Annotated in this window: 15 protein-coding genes and 6 tRNA genes; 4 read left to right on the forward strand and 17 right to left on the reverse strand. The window is 68.2% G+C overall.

The features are described 5' to 3' along the window. The 7 genes from NXI30_23545 to NXI30_23575 form a co-directional block, all read right to left on the reverse strand. Positions 1-140, reverse strand: a 140-nt coding sequence (locus NXI30_23545) for a GTP-binding protein (protein ID MCR9097209.1), incomplete at its 3' end; no start/stop codon positions are given. 231 nt (positions 141-371) lie between these two features. Continuing rightward, a tRNA-Thr gene (locus NXI30_23550) sits at positions 372-447 on the reverse strand. A gap of 85 nt (positions 448-532) precedes the next feature. Further along, a tRNA-Gly gene (locus NXI30_23555) sits at positions 533-609 on the reverse strand. A gap of 13 nt (positions 610-622) precedes the next feature. Beyond that, positions 623-709 (reverse strand) — tRNA-Tyr (locus NXI30_23560). A gap of 682 nt (positions 710-1,391) precedes the next feature. Next, positions 1,392-1,467 (reverse strand) — tRNA-Thr (locus tag NXI30_23565). Positions 1,468-1,727: 260 nt separating this feature from the next. Further along, positions 1,728-2,588 carry a 23S rRNA (guanosine(2251)-2'-O)-methyltransferase RlmB gene (gene rlmB, locus NXI30_23570; GenBank protein ID MCR9097210.1) on the reverse strand — a complete coding sequence of 287 codons (861 nt, stop codon included), beginning with the start codon at positions 2,586-2,588 and terminating at the stop codon, positions 1,728-1,730. Between the two features lie 72 nt (positions 2,589-2,660). Further along, positions 2,661-3,923, reverse strand: coding sequence for a DUF4388 domain-containing protein (locus tag NXI30_23575; GenBank protein ID MCR9097211.1), 1,263 nt, complete (start codon positions 3,921-3,923; stop codon positions 2,661-2,663). Between the two features lie 205 nt (positions 3,924-4,128). Between NXI30_23575 and NXI30_23580 the strand changes: the two genes are divergently transcribed. Further along, positions 4,129-4,569, forward strand: coding sequence for a PilZ domain-containing protein (locus NXI30_23580; protein MCR9097212.1), 441 nt, complete (start codon positions 4,129-4,131; stop codon positions 4,567-4,569). A gap of 36 nt (positions 4,570-4,605) precedes the next feature. Further along, entirely contained in the window at positions 4,606-4,932 is a 327-nt protein-coding gene (locus NXI30_23585) for a hypothetical protein (GenBank protein MCR9097213.1), read from the forward strand. A 284-nt stretch (positions 4,933-5,216) separates the two neighbouring features. Here the strand turns inward: NXI30_23585 and NXI30_23590 are convergent. Next, positions 5,217-5,298: transfer RNA gene (locus NXI30_23590), tRNA-Leu, on the reverse strand. Positions 5,299-5,309: 11 nt separating this feature from the next. Next, on the reverse strand, positions 5,310-5,495 hold the full coding sequence (locus NXI30_23595) for a hypothetical protein (GenBank protein ID MCR9097214.1): 186 nt from the start codon (positions 5,493-5,495) through the stop codon (positions 5,310-5,312). A gap of 123 nt (positions 5,496-5,618) precedes the next feature. Here NXI30_23595 and NXI30_23600 point away from each other — a divergent pair, with 123 nt between their 5' ends. After that, entirely contained in the window at positions 5,619-6,677 is a 1,059-nt protein-coding gene (locus NXI30_23600) for an aspartate-semialdehyde dehydrogenase (GenBank protein ID MCR9097215.1), read from the forward strand. Positions 6,678-6,783: 106 nt separating this feature from the next. Here the strand turns inward: NXI30_23600 and NXI30_23605 are convergent, their stop codons facing one another. After that, positions 6,784-7,170, reverse strand: coding sequence for a hypothetical protein (locus NXI30_23605; protein MCR9097216.1), 387 nt, complete (start codon positions 7,168-7,170; stop codon positions 6,784-6,786). Between the two features lie 95 nt (positions 7,171-7,265). Then, on the reverse strand, positions 7,266-7,601 hold the full coding sequence (locus NXI30_23610; protein ID MCR9097217.1) for a hypothetical protein: 336 nt from the start codon (positions 7,599-7,601) through the stop codon (positions 7,266-7,268). A 686-nt stretch (positions 7,602-8,287) separates the two neighbouring features. On the opposite strand from NXI30_23610, the gene NXI30_23615 reads away from it, so the two are divergent. Continuing rightward, positions 8,288-9,427: a PEP-CTERM sorting domain-containing protein gene (locus NXI30_23615; protein ID MCR9097218.1), complete on the forward strand. Its 1,140-nt coding sequence runs from the start codon at positions 8,288-8,290 to the stop codon at positions 9,425-9,427. A gap of 917 nt (positions 9,428-10,344) precedes the next feature. On the opposite strand, the gene NXI30_23620 is transcribed toward NXI30_23615, so the two are convergent. The 6 genes from NXI30_23620 to NXI30_23645 form a co-directional block, all read right to left on the reverse strand. Beyond that, positions 10,345-12,906, reverse strand: coding sequence for a LamG domain-containing protein (locus NXI30_23620; GenBank protein MCR9097219.1), 2,562 nt, complete (start codon positions 12,904-12,906; stop codon positions 10,345-10,347). Between the two features lie 1,019 nt (positions 12,907-13,925). After that, positions 13,926-13,999, reverse strand: a tRNA-Cys gene (locus tag NXI30_23625). A 125-nt stretch (positions 14,000-14,124) separates the two neighbouring features. Continuing rightward, positions 14,125-14,622: a hypothetical protein gene (locus NXI30_23630; GenBank protein ID MCR9097220.1), complete on the reverse strand. Its 498-nt coding sequence runs from the start codon at positions 14,620-14,622 to the stop codon at positions 14,125-14,127. After that, positions 14,619-15,785 (reverse strand): hypothetical protein, encoded by a 1,167-nt coding sequence (locus NXI30_23635; GenBank protein ID MCR9097221.1) that lies wholly within the window; start codon positions 15,783-15,785, stop codon positions 14,619-14,621. The genes NXI30_23630 and NXI30_23635 overlap by 4 nt, the downstream gene beginning before the upstream one ends. Next, the gene (locus NXI30_23640) at positions 15,782-16,297 is read right to left on the reverse strand and encodes an NADH-quinone oxidoreductase subunit C (GenBank protein MCR9097222.1); all 516 of its coding nucleotides are present in this window, start codon (positions 16,295-16,297) and stop codon (positions 15,782-15,784) included. Before NXI30_23640 ends, NXI30_23635 begins: the two co-directional genes overlap by 4 nt. Further along, a complete protein-coding gene (locus tag NXI30_23645) occupies positions 16,294-16,527 on the reverse strand; it encodes a hypothetical protein (protein MCR9097223.1) in 234 nt (77 codons plus the stop codon). The genes NXI30_23640 and NXI30_23645 overlap by 4 nt, the downstream gene beginning before the upstream one ends. Between the last annotated feature and the right edge of the window lie 134 nt (positions 16,528-16,661).

The raw sequence follows: 16,661 nt of genomic DNA on the forward strand, positions 1-16,661 counted from the left end.
AAGTCCATCTTCTCGGCCAGACCCTTGTGCGCCTGGCGGGAAGTGATCGCAGCCGTCAGCGTCGTCTTCCCGTGGTCGACGTGACCGATCGTGCCCACGTTCACGTGGGGCTTCGTCCGCTCGAACTTTTCCTTGGACATGGTGCTTGCCTGCTCACTCTCTTGCTTGATTGCTGTGTTCAGCTGGCTGGCGATCCGGCTCGTCCGGTCGCCGTGTTGAGTCGCCTTCGACGGGCCGCGCCGGATCTCGTTCCGTCGCTTCCCCCACGACGCCCCCCGGAGCCGCAGTCTCGAAGTCGAGTTGTTGAAAAGTCTCCCGACGCCATCGCGCCGTCTCGTCTCGCGGCCGACCGGAATCGGATCGCATCGTTCTGGAGCTCACGAGCGGGCTTGAACCGCTGACCTCGTCCTTACCAAGGACGTGCTCTACCACCTGAGCTACGTGAGCAAAATTGCTTTGGGTCTCTTCCTGTCGGCCTCTCGCGACCTCGACGCCTCGTCCTGCCCTCGCGGCCTTGCGCCTCGAAAACAATTGGAGCGGGAAACGGGATTCGAACCCGCGACCCCCAGCTTGGAAGGCTGGTGCTCTAGCCAGCTGAGCTATTCCCGCAGAAAGTCCGGGATGGTGGAGGGAGGAGGATTCGAACCTCCGTAGGCCAAAGGCCAGCAGATTTACAGTCTGCCCCGTTTAACCGCTTCGGTATCCCTCCGTAGATCCCGTTCGTTTCGTCTTCCGGGTCGATCCGATCGACTCTCTCCCTCGCTCCCTCATTCGACCCCGGCCTCCGAGAGCCTCCCGCGAGATTCCGGTGGCGCACCCCTGTCCGGCGGGCTTCGCCGGACGCGACGTCGGTGCGTCGCGGGTCGTTCTCCAGGGAATCCGGGAGCGGAAGTCGTTCGGACTCGTGTCGAACACATCGTGAAGCGGTGGCGGCTTGGCGTCGGACCGAGTGGCTCTCGGCGTGTCCGGCGGATCGACTCGTCCTACACACGCACGTGTCACGCGACTCCATGAACTGGGCATCGCGGACGGTCTCGGGGTCGTGCATGCGGACCAGAGTCGGGGCCGGAGCTTCGGCACCTTGGCCTCTCGCTCTGTGCCTCTCGCTCTGTGCCTTTTGCCCTGTGCCTCTCGCTCCTCGGTCTATCCAGCCAAGGCCATGCGCACCAGGCGCTTCAGGTGTGGGTCTGGGATCGATCGGTTCGTCCCGTCTACTCGTTCCTCTCGTCGTTCCGATCCTTCCGCGTTGCGACTACGCCGCTTTGCATCGGACCGGCTAACGACCCTGACAACACGCCAGGATCGTTGATGTTTCCTTCTTCGTTCGTTCGCCCCTAACAGGGACGACGCGGCGATCGTTTTCGTCTGACTCGCACAGGCTGCGCAAGGGGTGGAGCTGGCGAGGGGACTCGAACCCTTAACCTTCGGATTACAAATCCGGTGCTCTACCAGTTGAGCTACGCCAGCCCGGATCCTGCCACCCGGCCCGCGTCGTGTCCGAAGACATCAAGCCTTCGAACCAGCACGCCACGCGTTCGTCCGCGTAGGCGTGCCCCGACCGGGTCGAGTACGAAACCGATGTGACCGAGCGCGAATTGAATCTTTTTGTTTGGGTCCCCGAGGCGGCAGACTATAGACCGGCCCGGTCCCCGCTGGCAAGCGCCTAGAGGACCACCCCAGGCCCCGCCGGGGAAGAACTCTCCGGTTCTCCCCACGACCCGCGGGGATCAGCGCTCGGGCTGACCGCGACGGCGGACCAGATCGAAGAGGATCGCAGCTCCCGCCGTCGAGACGTTGAGGGAGGCCACCTCCCCGCGCATCGGGACCCAGACCCGGTGATCCGCCGCGGACGCCACACTCGGTCGAACCCCCCGGCCCTCGGCCCCGAGCACGACGACGAGGGGGGCATCGAGCAGGCGGTCTTCCATCTCGTAGAGCGAGCGACCGTCCTCCGGAGCCGCCGCGACCACCCAGTAGCCCCGCTCCTGCAGTCCCCCGAGGGCCCTGTTCAAGTTCGGCACGCGGGCTACAGGCAGCCACTCGATCGCGCCCGCCGAGGCGCGCGCGACCGCCGGAGTCAGGGCGGGAGCACGGCGCTCGGTCAGCACCAGTCCTGCGACCCCGGCCGCTTCGGCCACCCGGGCGATCGCGCCCACGTTCTGCGGATCCTCGACGCCGTCGAGGGCGAGCAGGACCGGCGGGAGCGGCGCGGCGTAATCGGCTGCGCGTTCGACCAGGGCCCGCAGAGAGAGCTCGGGCAAGGGCTCCGCTTCGGCAGCGATGCCCTGGGACTGGGCGTCGGGCGCGACGCGCTCGTCCAGGACGCTCCGCGGGACCCGTTCCACGACGACGCCCGCTGCACCCGCCGCGTCGGCCACCTCGGCGAGCTCCGCGCGATCTGTGCCCTCTCGGATCCAGACGCGGTGGATCTCTCGTCGGCCCGCCCGAAGCGCCTCGCGCACCGGATGGAGGCCGTAGAGCCACTCGGTTCCGCCGCCACGTTCGCCTCGACGCCGATCCGTGCCGCGCCGCTTGCCGCGTCCTTCCGCGACTCCGACTCCGCGCCGCTTGCCGCGTCCTTCCGCCACTCCGACTCCGCCCCGCTTCGTCGTGCGCCGTCCGGTGCCGGACGTCGCCTCTGCGCGGGCCCGCGCCTCGCGTCAGCGGATCAGCATAGCCCGAAGCGGATCGACGGCTTCGAGGAATGGCGCGCAGTCCTCGATCTGCGGGTGGTTCTTCAGCTCGAACTCGAGATAGGCGACGACCTCGCCGAGCGCCTCGTCCACCTCGCGTACGCGATCGCCGGTCAGACGCAGCGCTCGATGGCTCAGCACCGCGGGATCGAGCGTCCCCTGCTCTCCCACCTGGACGCCTTCGAGCAGCTTGCGCCCGTTCTCGGCACTCTCCTCGAGGATGCGGTCGAGGCGTCCCGCGACCTCGCTCGCGCCGTCGAGGGCGATCAAGGGCGCGGCGAGCTCGAAGATGAGCTTCGCGTGGAGCTCGACGGCTTCGCGAACCACGTCGTCGTCCGCCGTCGTCCACGGTCCGTGCTCCTCGGACGTTCCTACCTCGATCGCGACGTGGCCCGTCAGCTGTAGGAACTGGATCGTTCGCGCGGCGGTTCGCGGATCGAATCCCGAGTGGTGGCAGATGCCGGCGAATCGATCCTCGTCGGCGAGCGCATCGAGGATCGCGCGCTCGTTGTCCGAGGCCGGGGGCCGGGACGCGTCTCCAAGCAGGATGGCGGTGCGCGGATCTTCGAGGCGCGCGAGGAACCGCAGCAGGTCGTCGCGCCGCGCGAGCCCCTCACCGATCAGGCGACGGGTCGGAAGGCTCAATCGAACGACGTTGTCGGGCTCGATCTCGCCTTCCCAGAAGTGGATCCAGCCCGCGGTGTAGGAGAAGAGCGAACGAACGATGTCCTCGACCTGGGTCTTCACGCCGTTCCAGAGCTCTCGCGGCGTGAGGATCCCGAGCTCGACCACGACCTTGCCGAAGCGCGTGCTCGGGTGGTACCGCTGCTCCGCGAGATCGAGCTGGCCCTGCTCGATGAGCCCGGCGCGAAGCAGGCAGGCCCCGAGTCGGTCGGGCACGAGGTTCGATGCTGCGAAGACGACCTCTCCCCGACTCAGCCAGACCGCCTTCTCTTCCCCTTCGTACTGAAAGAGCAGGTACCCCGACTTGCCCGCGTCGTGGACGAGCGCAAGGAGATCGGCGAGGGCGAACGCGCGCACGTCGCAAGACAGAACGAGATCGCGATCGGCGGGCACTTCCGTCCCGGCGTCGTCACCACGTTCAAGCAGGATCGCGCGTCCCGATCGCGCAAGGACGCGAAGCCCCTCTTTCGGGTCGAGCCCGAGGACTCTCTTCGATTCGGTGGAGAAGGACCGACCGAACGCGAAATCGCTCTCGTCGTGGGACACGGCTGCCTCGTCGCACCGGTGGGGAACCGACGCGTCCCGTCTCTTGTCGGGAGAGATCGTCCGGCGCTTGAGCATTCCCCCGAGAGCCGCACGAGGCATTTCCCTACACGGGACGGGCACCTCCCTCGGGAGGCGCACGCCGATTGCGCTCAAGCCCTTCGATGGCCACCGCCGATACGAAGAGTAGACCGACGAGGAGTCGAACATGGGCAGAGCGCTTCGAAGGCATCGCACCGACACGCGAACGACCCCGCGCCTCCCCCTCTGCGCCCCGGTCTTCGTCACCACCGATGAAGGAAAGCCCGTGGCCCCGTTGGCGCGGACGGCCGAGATCGGCCTGGGCGGGCTGCGCCTGACCGCGGCCGAGGGCGTGGCGCCCGGCGCGCGTGTGCACGTCGCCGTGCGCCTGCCTTCGGGCCGGATCTTCGAGATCGACGGCCGAGTCGCCTGGTCGAGACAGACCCTCCACCCCGCTCTCTTCGGCACGCCCACGGGGCGGGACGACGACGCCGACCTCGGCATCGCCTTCGACCCCACCTGTGAAGAGGCGCTGCTGCCGATCGCCCGCCTCTTCGTTGCGCGAGACCAGGAGCGGATGCGGGCGAACCGGATCCGACGGATCCACGGGCTTCCGCTCCATGCTTGATCCGCGCGAACCCGACTGGGTATGCTTGCTCTTCCGATGAGACCCCCCGGCACGTTCAAGCTTCTCGGCCGCGCCCGACGCAGGGAACGCGGCGAAACCGACGCCCTCGACCCGATGGCGCTTTGTGCCGGGCGTGGGGATCGCATCGTCGATTCCCTGCGCATGCAGATCCTCGACGGGGCCGAAGACCAGTCGCTCCGCATCCGCCAGATCTTCCACGATCCCAAGGAGATCTTCCGCGTCGAGATCGACTGCCCCGACCAGAACTACCAGCGCACGACCCTGCTCGACCGCGATGCCCTGGAAGACCTCCTGGCAACGGACGACGTCCGCGAGAGGGTCCTGGATCAGTTACCCGACTGATTTTGGTCGGCGCTGCGCGCCTCGCGACGCGCGCTTCGCGGCGCGCGTCTTGCGCTGAGGGCTCCGTCTATCCGACTGACGTCGGTCGGCGCTGCGCGCCTCGCGACGCGCGCTTTGCGGCGCGCGTCTTGCGCTGAGGGCTCCGTCTACCCGACTGACGTCGGTCGGCGCGCCGTCGAAGCCGCGCTTCCCGCGCGCGGTGCCCGAACGCGCCCCGCGCCGCGAGCGCAAGAGACGCGCGCCAAAGCGCGTCTCGCGAGGCGCCTTGCGCCGATCAGAAACGGTGCCCGGGGCAGGACTCGAACCTGCACGGCCAGAGGCCAGATGATTTTAAGTCACCCGCGTTTACCATTTCGCCACCCGGGCCCGGCTCCATTCTATCCCGTCGGCTCTCCGGACGCCGAACCGGAGACGATCCTCCGAGTCCGCTCGGCGCGACGGTCGAACCGACACTTGACGGCGTCGACGACGACGCGAATAATGCCGCCGATGCAGACCGCTTCCCTACGCCACACGGGTGCCGAGCCTGAGATCGCCGTCACGACGACGACGACGACGGACACGTCCGCCTAGCGAACCGGAAGCGCAGCCCCGATCACCTGCAACGCCCTCCCGGTCCGCCGGGAGGGCGTTGCTCGTTTCGGGGCCCTGTCGGGCGCCGAAACGCCCCACGACAGGAGTCCACCATGACCGCATCCTTCCGCGATCTGCGCGATCGCCCCCTCACCGTCTGTGTCGTCGGCGCCACCGGCGCCGTCGGCGAAGTCCTCCTCTCCGTCCTCGAGGAGCGTCGCTTCCCGGTCGGGGCGCTCCGCCCCCTGGCGAGCGCCCGATCCGTCGGCGCCACGGTGCGCTTCGCGGGGCGCGACCATCCCGTGCGCGAAGCGCGGCCCGAAGCGTTCGAGGGAGCCGACCTGGTCTTCTTCGCGGCGACCGGCGAACTCTCGAAGAGCCTCGCTCCCGAGGCGGCCGAACGCGGTGCGATCGCGATCGACAAGTCCAACACCTGGCGCATGCACGAGCACGTGCCGCTCGTCGTTCCGGAGATCAACGCCGATGCCGCGCTCGGCCATCGAGGCATCATCGCCTGTCCGAACTGCACGACCATCGGCCTCGTGATGGCCCTCGAGCCGATCCGGCGTGCCGCGGGGCTCGAAGAGATCGTCGTGACGACCCTCCAGGCCGCTTCCGGTGCCGGCCGGGACGGACTCGACGAGCTCGAGGCCCAGCAGGCGGCGCTCGCCAGTGGTGCCTCGCCCGAAGCCGAGGTCTTCCCGGCCCCCCTCGCGAACAACCCCCTGCCCCTCTGCGAACGATTCCTCGAGAACGGCTACTCGACCGAGGAGCAGAAGCTCCGCCAGGAGACGCGCAAGATCTTCGACCTGCCGTCGCTTCCGATCGCGATGACCTGCGTGCGGGTCCCCGTCCCGGTTGGACATGCCGCGACGGCGCTCGTGCGGACGACCCACCCGCTCGACGCCGAAGAGGCACAGCGGGCAATCGCAGGCTTCGAGGGCGTCGAGCTCGTCGACGATCCGGCCGAGAACCTCTTTCCCACCACGCGCGACGTCGTCGGCCGAGACGAAGTCCTCGTCGGGCGCGTCCGACGGGACCTCGATTCCGAGCGCCTCTGGCTCTGGGAGGTCTCCGACAACCTCCGAAAGGGCGCGGCCACGAACGCGGTCCAGATCGCCGAGACCCTGCTGGCCGCGCCCCCGTCGTCGCAGGCGCCCGGTCCGTTCTGACGCCCGTGGCTCCGGTCCGCGGCCGCGATCGCGACCCATGCCGCCGTCCCCGATCGCGCACGAACGACGCCCCCGTCGGGCGCATACCCGACGGGGGCGTTCATCGTCACGTGCCCTTGAGCTCGACGAGGACCTCGCGGTAGGGCCGGGTGCCGATGTTCACGGCCCATTCCAACCCGCCCTTCGGCACGGCCACGGTATTGCCCTCGGCGGGCAGCTCGACCACGACCGGGTCGCCGGCGCCCTCCGGAAACACCCCGGCGATCAGGTCTCCGGAGAAGATCGCCAGGTAGTAGTCGTGCTCGTGGCGATGGAGGGCGCTCGACTCTCCCGGCTCGAGCCGCATCTCCCAGATCCGCACCCGATCGTCTTCGAAGAGGATCCGATCGGCGATGGTCCCGATCTCGTCTGCGGCGTGCGCCTCGCGGAACGCCTCGAGCCGGGCGAGCTGCGCGGCGGTCGGCGTCACGTATCGGGGCGAAGTATGAATCATCGAGCACCTCCCTCGTACGCATCGTACCGGGTCGGGCCGCGCGTCGGCAGGCACCTCGCCTTCGCTCCCGGTTCCTGTCGGAACAGGCGCCCTCTTCAGAGCGGGTCGACGCGAAGACGCTCCAGACGGGTCTCTGCGATGTACCCCCTTCCGTCTCGGCGAACGTACTTCTCGTGGTCGTGACCGAAGCCCTGGAGACCGACGCGCTTTCCGTCCTCGGCCGGAGGCCACTCGACGTTCGAACATGGCCCAGATTCCGTTCGCCACGTCGGAGCCGTGGCACGCTCTTCGTCCATCCAATCGACTGCCGCCATCATCCAGCCGTACCGCTCGAGGTCGTCGTAGCAGATCCCGCCGTGCGTGACGGTGCAGGACTCGTCGGCTTCGAGGTCGACGAGGAGATTCCGGATCGCCCGTTCCGGGGAGACCACGTGGTCCGGCTCGGCGGGTCGATGCGCGTGCTAGCAGCCACGTCGCCCTCGCGGGCACCCGTCGCCCGCAGCCCCGGAGGCCGTGCCTCGGCGCTGCGCTCAAGGTGCCCGGTCAGCATGTCGCCGGGGAAGAGCAGGCTCCCTCCGATTCCTGCGTCCACGAGCGCGTGGCGAAGCGTCCCGCCGAAGCTCATGACCGCGAGCCTACAGGTCTGGTCGGCCATCATCCTCACCGCGGGCGCGAGGACGCTCAGCGAAGCGGTGAGCAGAACGCGTCGGTAGCCGTCCCGCGCCCGGATAGAGGGCAGAAACGCGAGCACGATTCGGTTCGAGCCACGCCCGTTCACGTCGAGCACGAACAGCCAGTCATCGTTCGTCAGCCGGTCGATCGCACCGAACTGCTGGACGCCAACGTTGGCGCAGAGGATGTCACAGCCTCCGAGCGCCGATTCGACATCCGAGGCGCTTCGCACGTCGACCCGGCCGGCCGCGTTCGACACCCCGTGTCGGTCGGCGATCTCGGACGCCGTGGCGATGGCGTCCGGTTCGAAGCGGATCCGAGTGTGGGTTTCCCGACGCGCCACCCCTGCGCTCCCGAAGGAACGATGAAAGCAGGCTGAAGTCCTTGGCCTAGAGTTGTCGGTCCCGCAGCGTTCAAGACGAAGGCGCGGGCGGTTGGGGGATCCATGCGCGCGTTGCTTCTTCCGCTTGTCGGTATCGGGCTCCTCCTCCCGTACACGAGCAGTGCCGCATCCTTGACGTGGGTCTCTGACCTGATCGCCGAAGAAACCGACTACGCTGCAACGCTGCGCGGTGTCACCTCGGGGGGCGACGTCCTCCTGGGCTATTTGACCACGCCGAACGGCTTGGAGGCCTTCCGATGGACAGCGACCGACGGACTTAGAACGCTCGGCGATCTCCCCGGCGGCGAGCGAAACAGCATCGCCTGGGCCAGCTCAGCCGACGGCTCAGTCGTCGTGGGAAGCTCCATTTCCGGCTCAGGAAGAGAGGCTTTCGTCTGGGACGAGGACCAGGGAATTCGCGGACTTGGCGACCTGCCAGGCGGCGGCTTCAACAGTCGCGCGATCGCCGTATCCGATAGCGGCCATCTGATCGCAGGGGGCGCACGATCCGACCTCGGCGCAGAGGGGTTCTTCGCCGTGCCGGATGGGAGTGCTCCCGTGGGCATCGGCACGCTTCCTGGCGCATCCAATAGCCTGGTCTACGCCATCTCGGGCGATGGCACCGCAATCCTGGGCCGCTCGAGGATCGCTGCCGGCCCGGAAGCCTTCGTTTGGACCGAAGCGAATGGCATGCTGGGGCTGGGTGATCTGCCGGGGGGCATCTACGAGAGCGAGGCTTTCGCCGCCTCCTTTGACGGCAGCGTCGTGATCGGCTCCGCGAATCCGGAGGCAGGTGTCGAAGGCTTCGTCTGGACTGCGGCCGACGGCATGCGCGGCCTCGGATTCTTGCAGGAAACCCGCCTCAGCGAGAGCAATGCGTTCGGAGTTTCTCGCGACGGTCGCTTCATCGTGGGCGAATCCTCATCGGATGGAGGCGAGACATGGAGCGCAGTCATCTGGGACGAGAATCGCAACGTGCAGTCGCTTGAGCTCCTTCTCGCTCTGGCGGGCCTTGAAGCCGGCGAATGGCAACTCGACGCCGCCCACTCGATCTCGGACGACGGACTACAGATATTCGGCTACGGAACGAATTCCGCCGGAGAGCGCGATGCCTTCATCGCGGTCATTCCAGAACCGTCTTCAGGGATCCTGATCGCGTTTGGCCTTTGTCTGCTGAACCGAGGCACCGGATCCCGGCGTTGATCTTGCCCGCGGCGTCTCGGTTGCAGGGTGAGTACGGAAGTGCTTGACGGGGTCATGCGCTTGGTGGCTCGAAACTCGAAAGCGACAAGCGACCGATCGGTGAACCTCGCCAGCGAGACGCTGCGGGGGGGTGATCGAGCGAGCGACCAGACGGCCGCGTGGCTCCGGTTCTGCCTCACGATTTTCGCGATCGGGTTCGCGGCATGGAGGACGATCGAGTCTGCGAAGGAGTCGAGCCGCGCGGCCGAGTCGCGCGAGATCGCGCAGCAAAGCCGGAAGAAGCTCGAGGAGCCGGCGACGCTCTGCCTCGAGAAGCTGGAGCGCGCGCAGTCGCTCCATGACCGATTCCCGGCGTCGCGCGAGGAACTCGCGAAGATTCCTCCTTCCGCAGCATGGGTCGAGCTCGGGGTGGACCGCCTCCGGCACGACTACGCCCGCGTTCGCGCTCGAGCGACACTCTGGTTCGACGATTCGAATTCGAATACTTGCCGATCCAGATCTGGGCAAAAGGGGGCCTACGGGAGCGATCCCTCGAGTCGACGCCGCACGCGTTCACCAGGACGAGCGCCGAACTTGCCGAGGAAGGATCGAGCACTTGCGGCGGGTCGATGACATCCGCAGATCGACGGGTGCCGAGCAGAGAATCTTCGACGTGTCTGCGGACCTCGCAGACTTCGACGATGGCCGCGTTCTTGCCACGACCGAGTCCGGCGTTCCGGACGACGAGCGTGCCATGGCGGAGTGCCTGGCCGTTCCCGCGAACACCGCGACGGGGCAGACGGCGCCCCGGGCGCGCGCACGCGGTCCGAAGCCCGCGTCAGAACACGACCTCGCGATCACTCGTATCCTCCCGAAGCCCCTCGAAGATCTCCCCCTCGACATCGAGACTCTCGGCGTTCAACGCAGCGGCACAGAGCTCAGGTCGATCGGCGACGCGAACAAGCGAGGAGCGCCGAACCGATCCCGAGCACGAGCCCGAAGCCGGGCTCGGGGACGCGCGTGATGCGGAAGGAGACGCCACCGCGGTTGTCGAGGATTCGATCCTCTTCCTCGACGCCGAAGTGGACGCGCTGATCCCCGGTCAGGGTGAATGGAATCGTCGTCGGGCTCGTGTTCGCGAAGGCCGTCGCCGCGTCCGCATGGGCCGTCACGTCTCCGAAGCCGAAGTCGGGATCGATCTCCGGCTTCGCCTCGACCCGCGTGTTCCACGTTGCGCCGACGTCCGGGGCCCAGCCCGTGAAGCGCGCCTCGGGATCCGTGGCCTCCGAGAGCAGCTCGACCTCGTACTCGCCCGCCGTGAGGTAGACGCAGAGACGTGTCTCGTCGCGCGCCGCCTCGCGCCCGCCGTGGCGGTCGGCATCGATGTTGACGACGCGGGGGAGCAGCGGCAGGCCGCAGCCGGCGATCTCGGCGATCTCTTCCGGGGAGAGCCCGCGATTGTAGAACTTCACGTCGTCGATCAGTCCCTCCCAGTGCCGACTCGTCGTGTCGAGCTGGTTGTCGCGGTGACCGCCGATCGACACGGGGTCCGGAAACTGCTGTACGGGCACGTTCATCGGTCCGCCATCCCAGGAATTCTGGATCGTCGTCTCGGCCGCGTGGGCGCCATCGACGAAGATCCGCACGTCGCCGCCGCTTCGCTGCAGGGCGACGTGATGCGGCAGACCATCGGCCAGGTCGACGTCGCCCGTGGCCGCGGTTCCGCTGGGGAAGAACACGAAGACGTTCCCCTTCAGGAAGCCATTCGGTGTGAGCTCCAGACTCCATCCATTCAGCTGGTTGGCTTCGCCCGGATTGGCCGGGTCCCCGCCCGGCTCGAAGAGCTCGACGATCGTGTGACCGCTTCCGCCCGGGTCCACGTTGTCGGTCTGGATCCACGCGTCGACCGTGAAGTCTCCTTGCGGATAGAACTTCGGCGAGCGCGCGAGCTCGATCCACTCCTGGTTGATGCGCTCGAATTCGAAGGCCTGGCCATTGAACCCGGAAACGCCCGCCGCACCGTTGTGGAACGTGCCGTCGTTCCCGCCCAGGTCGTCGAAGACGCCGAACTCGCTGCCCTGGAAACGGCCCGCGATGCCGGGGCGATGTTCGGTCGGATCGGCCTTGGGAGCGCACCAGATCGTCACTTCGAGCTGCCAGGGAGACGCCGGCGGCCCCGTCGGATCGAAGCTGTTGGCGCGTGCGGCCCACAGGACGGGTTGATCGGTGAAGAGCGTCAACGGGGTGCTCTCCGTGACGCCGAGGTGTGTCAGTCCCGCACCGAAATCGTTCACGCGAGCGTCCCCGCCGATCAGGTAGGTCGCGACCGGACACAAGGCGTTGATCTCGTGCTCCTCGTCCGTCGTGAGGTCCGACACGAAGTTTCGCTGGATCCAGCCGAGCGATTCGGCGCACGTGATGTAGTCGATCTCCGTCGTCTCGTAGTCGCGCCCACCGATCTGGGAGAGGCCGGGGGCACATTCGAGCGGCGGACTCGGGGTCGGGGGGGACGGCTCGACGCGGTGCTCCAGTCCCGGCACTTCGCCGCAGACCGCGAACACCTCGATGTCGAACGGGTTCGCGCTGAGGAACCGCTCGAAGTCGGCTTCCCAGTCCTCGGCGGCCGTGCCGATGTCGCTCGGAATGCTCTCGAGAAGGAGAATGTCGCGTTCCGCACCGGAGGGAGACAGAATGGACGCCCCGCCGGAGATCACCTGCGTCCCCGCTGGGCAGTCTACATCACCATTGGCGGTGTTGGAGAAGTCGGGTGCGGTCAGGAACGACGAGAAAGTGGCGCTCACGAGCGTCAAGTCCCGCGCGTAGGGCTCGGACGGGTCGGTTCGCGAAAAGCGGAAGGACTCGATCTCCGCGCTCCCGCGCTCCTCGGGGAAGACGTCGCCGATCCCCAGCAGGTTGTCGACACCGCCGATCGCCATGCTGCCGAGCGGGAGCGTCGCGACGAGCTCGCCCTCGATCGAGAGGCTCGCGCCGTTCGCGTCGACGCGAAGGACGTAGTCCCGGAAACCCAGAGTCGTGTCGTAGGGGACGACCGCAGAGACCTGGCTGTTCGTCGACCCCAGGAAGACCTCGGACTCGCCGAACGAGATGAATACGTTTCGCGGGAGTGAATCCTTCAGGTAGACGGTGAAGCCCGATTTCGGTTGGCCGAATCCCGGAAGGGTGACCGTGCTGGAAACGATGCGCAGTCTGATCTCGACTTGGAGGACGTCCTCCGTGAAGAGGTAGTCGTAGGCCGGCGGCCGGTAGTACTGCACGTTCGCGTCGTCGTTACTCGGCCCGCCGGTCGGTCCCTGCGTGAGCGCGCCCCCCGCGACGGAGTAGTTGGTCTCGTCGAGGCCGTCGACGGGCGCGGGATCGACCACGACGTGCGTCCAGCCCTGGGCGCTCGGGAGCGTGCCGAGCGATGCGTCGTAGGAGATTTCGTAGTCCTGCGCCTGGGCGGGCGCCGATAGGCCGGTCGCCACGACGACAGACGTCATGAGCATCAAGACGGTCGCGAACCGGGAGGCGGTCGTGATTCCCTTGCACGAGACGACCGGGCGCGTTCGAGACTGGGCAGGGTTTCGTCGATGGGCGTGTCGGCTCATGATCTTCGTTTCCTGGGCAGCGTCGTCACGGAGTGCACTTCGAGACGGAAGCGGGGCGCGAGGCATGGGCCACGAGAAATCGTGGTACGCCTCGATGTTCGGGACTCCGGCGGCCGGGAACCGTGAAGCGCTTCACGCAACTGGACACTTCCGATTACCGAAGGACCACACCCCGCCGTCCGCACGAGCCACGGCGGCGAACGCACGCTGCGCCGGACCGCTGTCGCGGACCGTCGCCCGCAAGATCCGGATGGATGAGCGAGGAGAGGGAAGAGTACCACCGGGCGCATGCCCGTGACCGGGGGAGGTCGAGGGATCGCCGCGTCGATGCCGGCGCGACGCACGGCCGCTGCCGATGGGAGAGGACGTTTGAGATGTCTTTCCCGCACCGCCGACTACGCTGAGAACGGGCAGGTAGTCCCCTCGGTGGCGCATCAGACCCTTCCTGGGTCCGCCAGGAGCTCCGCACGATGGACGGGGACAGGCGCCTCTTTCGCAGTTGCATGCGCGCCGTCTGGCACCCTCGCCGCGGTCGCGCCCGCCTCTGCGCAGTCCTGCCCACCGCCCCAGACGGCTCGGGTCGGAAGCCCGACTGAGCTCGCACGCGCGTCCGGCCTCGTGGCTTCCATCGCCGTCGGCCAAGGAGCTGCTTCAGCGGCCCTCGCCCGCAACCGATCCCGTCCACCGAACGACGAGACCGCGAGGCACTCACCGGATTTCGCACACACGGCATTCGATCGCGCAGCCGATCGGCCTCGCAGAGCGGGCAAGACGCCCGGTCCGATCGTGCCCTGCGTCGCAGGGCGGGCAAGGCTCGACGAATCCGCCGTCACGCCCCAACGGCCAACCCGAGTCGCAGCGCGGGCAAGGCGCCACAAAATCGCCCAAATGCCCCTACGGCCACGAGTAAGTGGAGGCGGCGCCCGGATTTGAACCGGGGATCAGGGCTTTGCAGGCCCGTGCCTTACCACTTGGCTACGCCGCCTCGGGGACGCGAACGCGTCCGCCGCGCCCGGATGGGCGCGCGAGGACCCCAGGATGTACCAGCGACGCCCCGCGACGTCAAACCGAACGGACGCGTAAGGCCCCGATTCTGCTCGGATCTCGGGCTCAGATCTCAGGAAAGGCGACCCGGTCGCCGCCGAGCTCGAGGGAGAAGCCGTCTCCTTCCGCCTCGACGGCACCGAGGAGCTCCGACTGCGCCGCGTGGTTGAAGCGAGCGAGGAGCCCATCGGGGACCAGATCGCGCTTCACGCGACAGAGGAGCGCCTCGTCGATCTTCGAGATCTCGAGGCTCGCGAGATCGAGGGCCTCCCGACTCCCGTCGGAGAGCACGACCTCGCCCGTCGCGAAGTCGACTTCGCGAACGAAGAAGCCGGCCTCCTCGACGACGACCTCTCCGCGGAAGTGATGGAGGCGAACGATGAACTTCTGCTCGTCCGCCAGGTACTCGACGTTCCGCTCGAAATGCTCCCGAAGCTTTCGATTGCGGATGGGCTCGCCCTCGTGAAGGAACCGGCCATCGTGACGGAGCACGAGTCCGAAAGGCTTGAGCGGCGGCGGCCCGCCGGTGGGGCCGTCCGGGCCGGGAGAAGCAGGAGCAGTCATCGATCGCATTCCGGGCCGACGATGTGGAGGAGCGCGACGGTCGGCAGCACGTCATCGAGTCGGCTCCCGATGAGCATCGCGGGCAGCGCCTGTGCATTGTAGAAGCTCGGGGCTCGACATCGCACGCGTCGCGGCAGCCCGACCCCATCGCTCGCCAGCAGGAATCCCAGCTCCCCGGTCGACGTCTCGACGCTCGCCACACCCTCGCCGCTCGCCACGTGGAGGTCGTCGCTGCCCGGCGTACAGAGCTCACCCGGGCCGAGACTCGTCAGCAGCTTGTGGCATTGATCCACCATGCCCAGGCTCTGGCGGATCTCCTCGATCACGACCAGCAAACGATCCAGTCCGTCGCCGCGTTCCCCGACCGGCACGTCGAAGTCGAGGGCACCGTACGCGAGGTAGGGCCGGTCGCGCCGCAGATCGAGGGGCGCTCCCGCCGCGCGAAGCGCGGGCCCGGTCACGCCCCAGGCGATCGCGTCGTCCGCCGAGATCGGCGCGACGTCCCGAAGTCGGCGGATCACCGTCGGGTTCTTCACCGCGACGCGATCGAGCTTCGCGAGCTCCGCGTCGATCGCCGTGCGGCGCTCCGTCCAATCCTCGGCGAGGTCGCCCTCGAGGCCCGCTCGCACGCCGCCGATCCGCACGAAGCCATCGAGGGGCGCCCCTCCGGTGGCCGCGCCGAGCGCCTGCATCGCGAACGTCTCGAGGCGGTGCGCGACCAGCGCTCCTTCCCCGATCGCGATCGCGTTCAAGACCGCACCGAGCCGAGCGGCATGGTCGGTGATCCGGGCGAGCTCGCCGACGAGCATGCGCCCCCAGATCGCGCGGTCGGGGACCGGAAGACCCGCCAGGGATTCGACGGCGAGGCAATACGCGGTCTCGGCCAGCACGCCGGTGGCGAGACCGAGTCGGGACACGTGGGGCAGCGCGTCGGCCCAGGTGCCCTGCTCGCAGGTGAACTCGAAGCCCCGGTGGCCGAAGCCGATGTCGACCTCGAGGTCGGTGATCCGGTCGTCGTCGAGGTGGACGAGGAAGCTCGCGCTCCCGCCGGCGGCCGTCGTCACGTGGCGCACGCCGGGGTGGCTGAAGCCGACCTCGACGGCGGTCTCCGGGAAACCGAGACGCGCGGACAGGGACCCTTCGGGCCCGACCTCGGTGCTCATCGGAGCGTCCCCTCCGCGGCCGGCCCGCCTTCGGTAGACGGCGCACGCGCCGGAGGCGACTCCCCCTTTCGGAGCGGTGCGCCCTCGAAGGCCGGATCGAGGAGCAGGCGCCGCAGCTCCGGATGTCCCTTGAAGTGGAGGCCGAAGAGATCGAAGGCCTCGCGCTCGGGCCAGGCGGCGCCGGGCCAGAGCGAGAGGACCGACTCGATCGAGGGATCCGCCTCGGCGACGACGGCATGCACGCGGACCGCGGCGTGGCGGCTCGCGGAGTGGAGCCGGTAGACCACCTCGAACCGGTGCTCTCCTTGGCCGGCCCCGCGATCGATCACGGTCAGGTCGACCAGGCGATTCGCGGCGGTCTCGTCCTCGTCGACGAGGCGAGCGAGGAGCGTCTTCGCGTGCGCACCCGGCACGGTGATCCGCAGCTCGCCTCCGGGATCCGGCGATTCGATCACCTCGACCGCGAGGTCGCGGTGACGCGCGCGCATCGAATTCGGATCGATCCGGCTCACGCGCGCGCTTCCCGCAGGAGATCGATCTCGGGCAGCCGCCCGTCGAGGGTCGCCAACACGGACGGGGCCGGCTTCGCGATGAAGAGGCCCTGCCCCCACTGATCGACGGAGTGCCCGGACGTCGTACAGCGCCCCGGGTCGAGGAGGAGGGCCACGAGGCGATCCCCGTCCGCCCGGACGCGCAGGCAATCGTCCGGGCAGGCCTCCACGCAGGCGCGCAGCGCGGCCACCGAAGGTCCCTCTCCCTCGAACGGCGCGAGCGCAGGAAAGAGCGGGCCGCGTCCCGGGACCGCGGGCGGCGGGCGCGACGGCCCGCTCGTTCTCCGAAATCCGGAAGCGACCGAGCGCAGCCACGCAAGCGCGG

The sequence above is a fragment of the bacterium genome (assembly GCA_024742285.1).
Taxonomy (GTDB): Bacteria; Myxococcota_A; UBA9160; order UBA9160; family UBA4427; genus UBA4427.

Excerpts from the sequence above, each read along its gene's own strand:
- NXI30_23580 (MCR9097212.1), top strand. The coding sequence starts at position 4,129 with ATGGGCAGAGCGCTTCGAAGGCATCGCACCGACACGCGAACGACCCCG.
- NXI30_23585 (MCR9097213.1), top strand. The coding sequence starts at position 4,606 with ATGAGACCCCCCGGCACGTTCAAGCTTCTCGGCCGCGCCCGACGCAGG.
- NXI30_23600 (MCR9097215.1), top strand. The coding sequence starts at position 5,619 with ATGACCGCATCCTTCCGCGATCTGCGCGATCGCCCCCTCACCGTCTGT.
- NXI30_23605 (MCR9097216.1), bottom strand. The coding sequence starts at position 7,170 with ATGATTCATACTTCGCCCCGATACGTGACGCCGACCGCCGCGCAGCTC.
- NXI30_23615 (MCR9097218.1), top strand. The coding sequence starts at position 8,288 with ATGCGCGCGTTGCTTCTTCCGCTTGTCGGTATCGGGCTCCTCCTCCCG.
- NXI30_23620 (MCR9097219.1), bottom strand. The coding sequence starts at position 12,906 with ATGACGTCTGTCGTCGTGGCGACCGGCCTATCGGCGCCCGCCCAGGCG.
- NXI30_23630 (MCR9097220.1), bottom strand. The coding sequence starts at position 14,622 with ATGACTGCTCCTGCTTCTCCCGGCCCGGACGGCCCCACCGGCGGGCCG.
- NXI30_23635 (MCR9097221.1), bottom strand. The coding sequence starts at position 15,785 with ATGAGCACCGAGGTCGGGCCCGAAGGGTCCCTGTCCGCGCGTCTCGGT.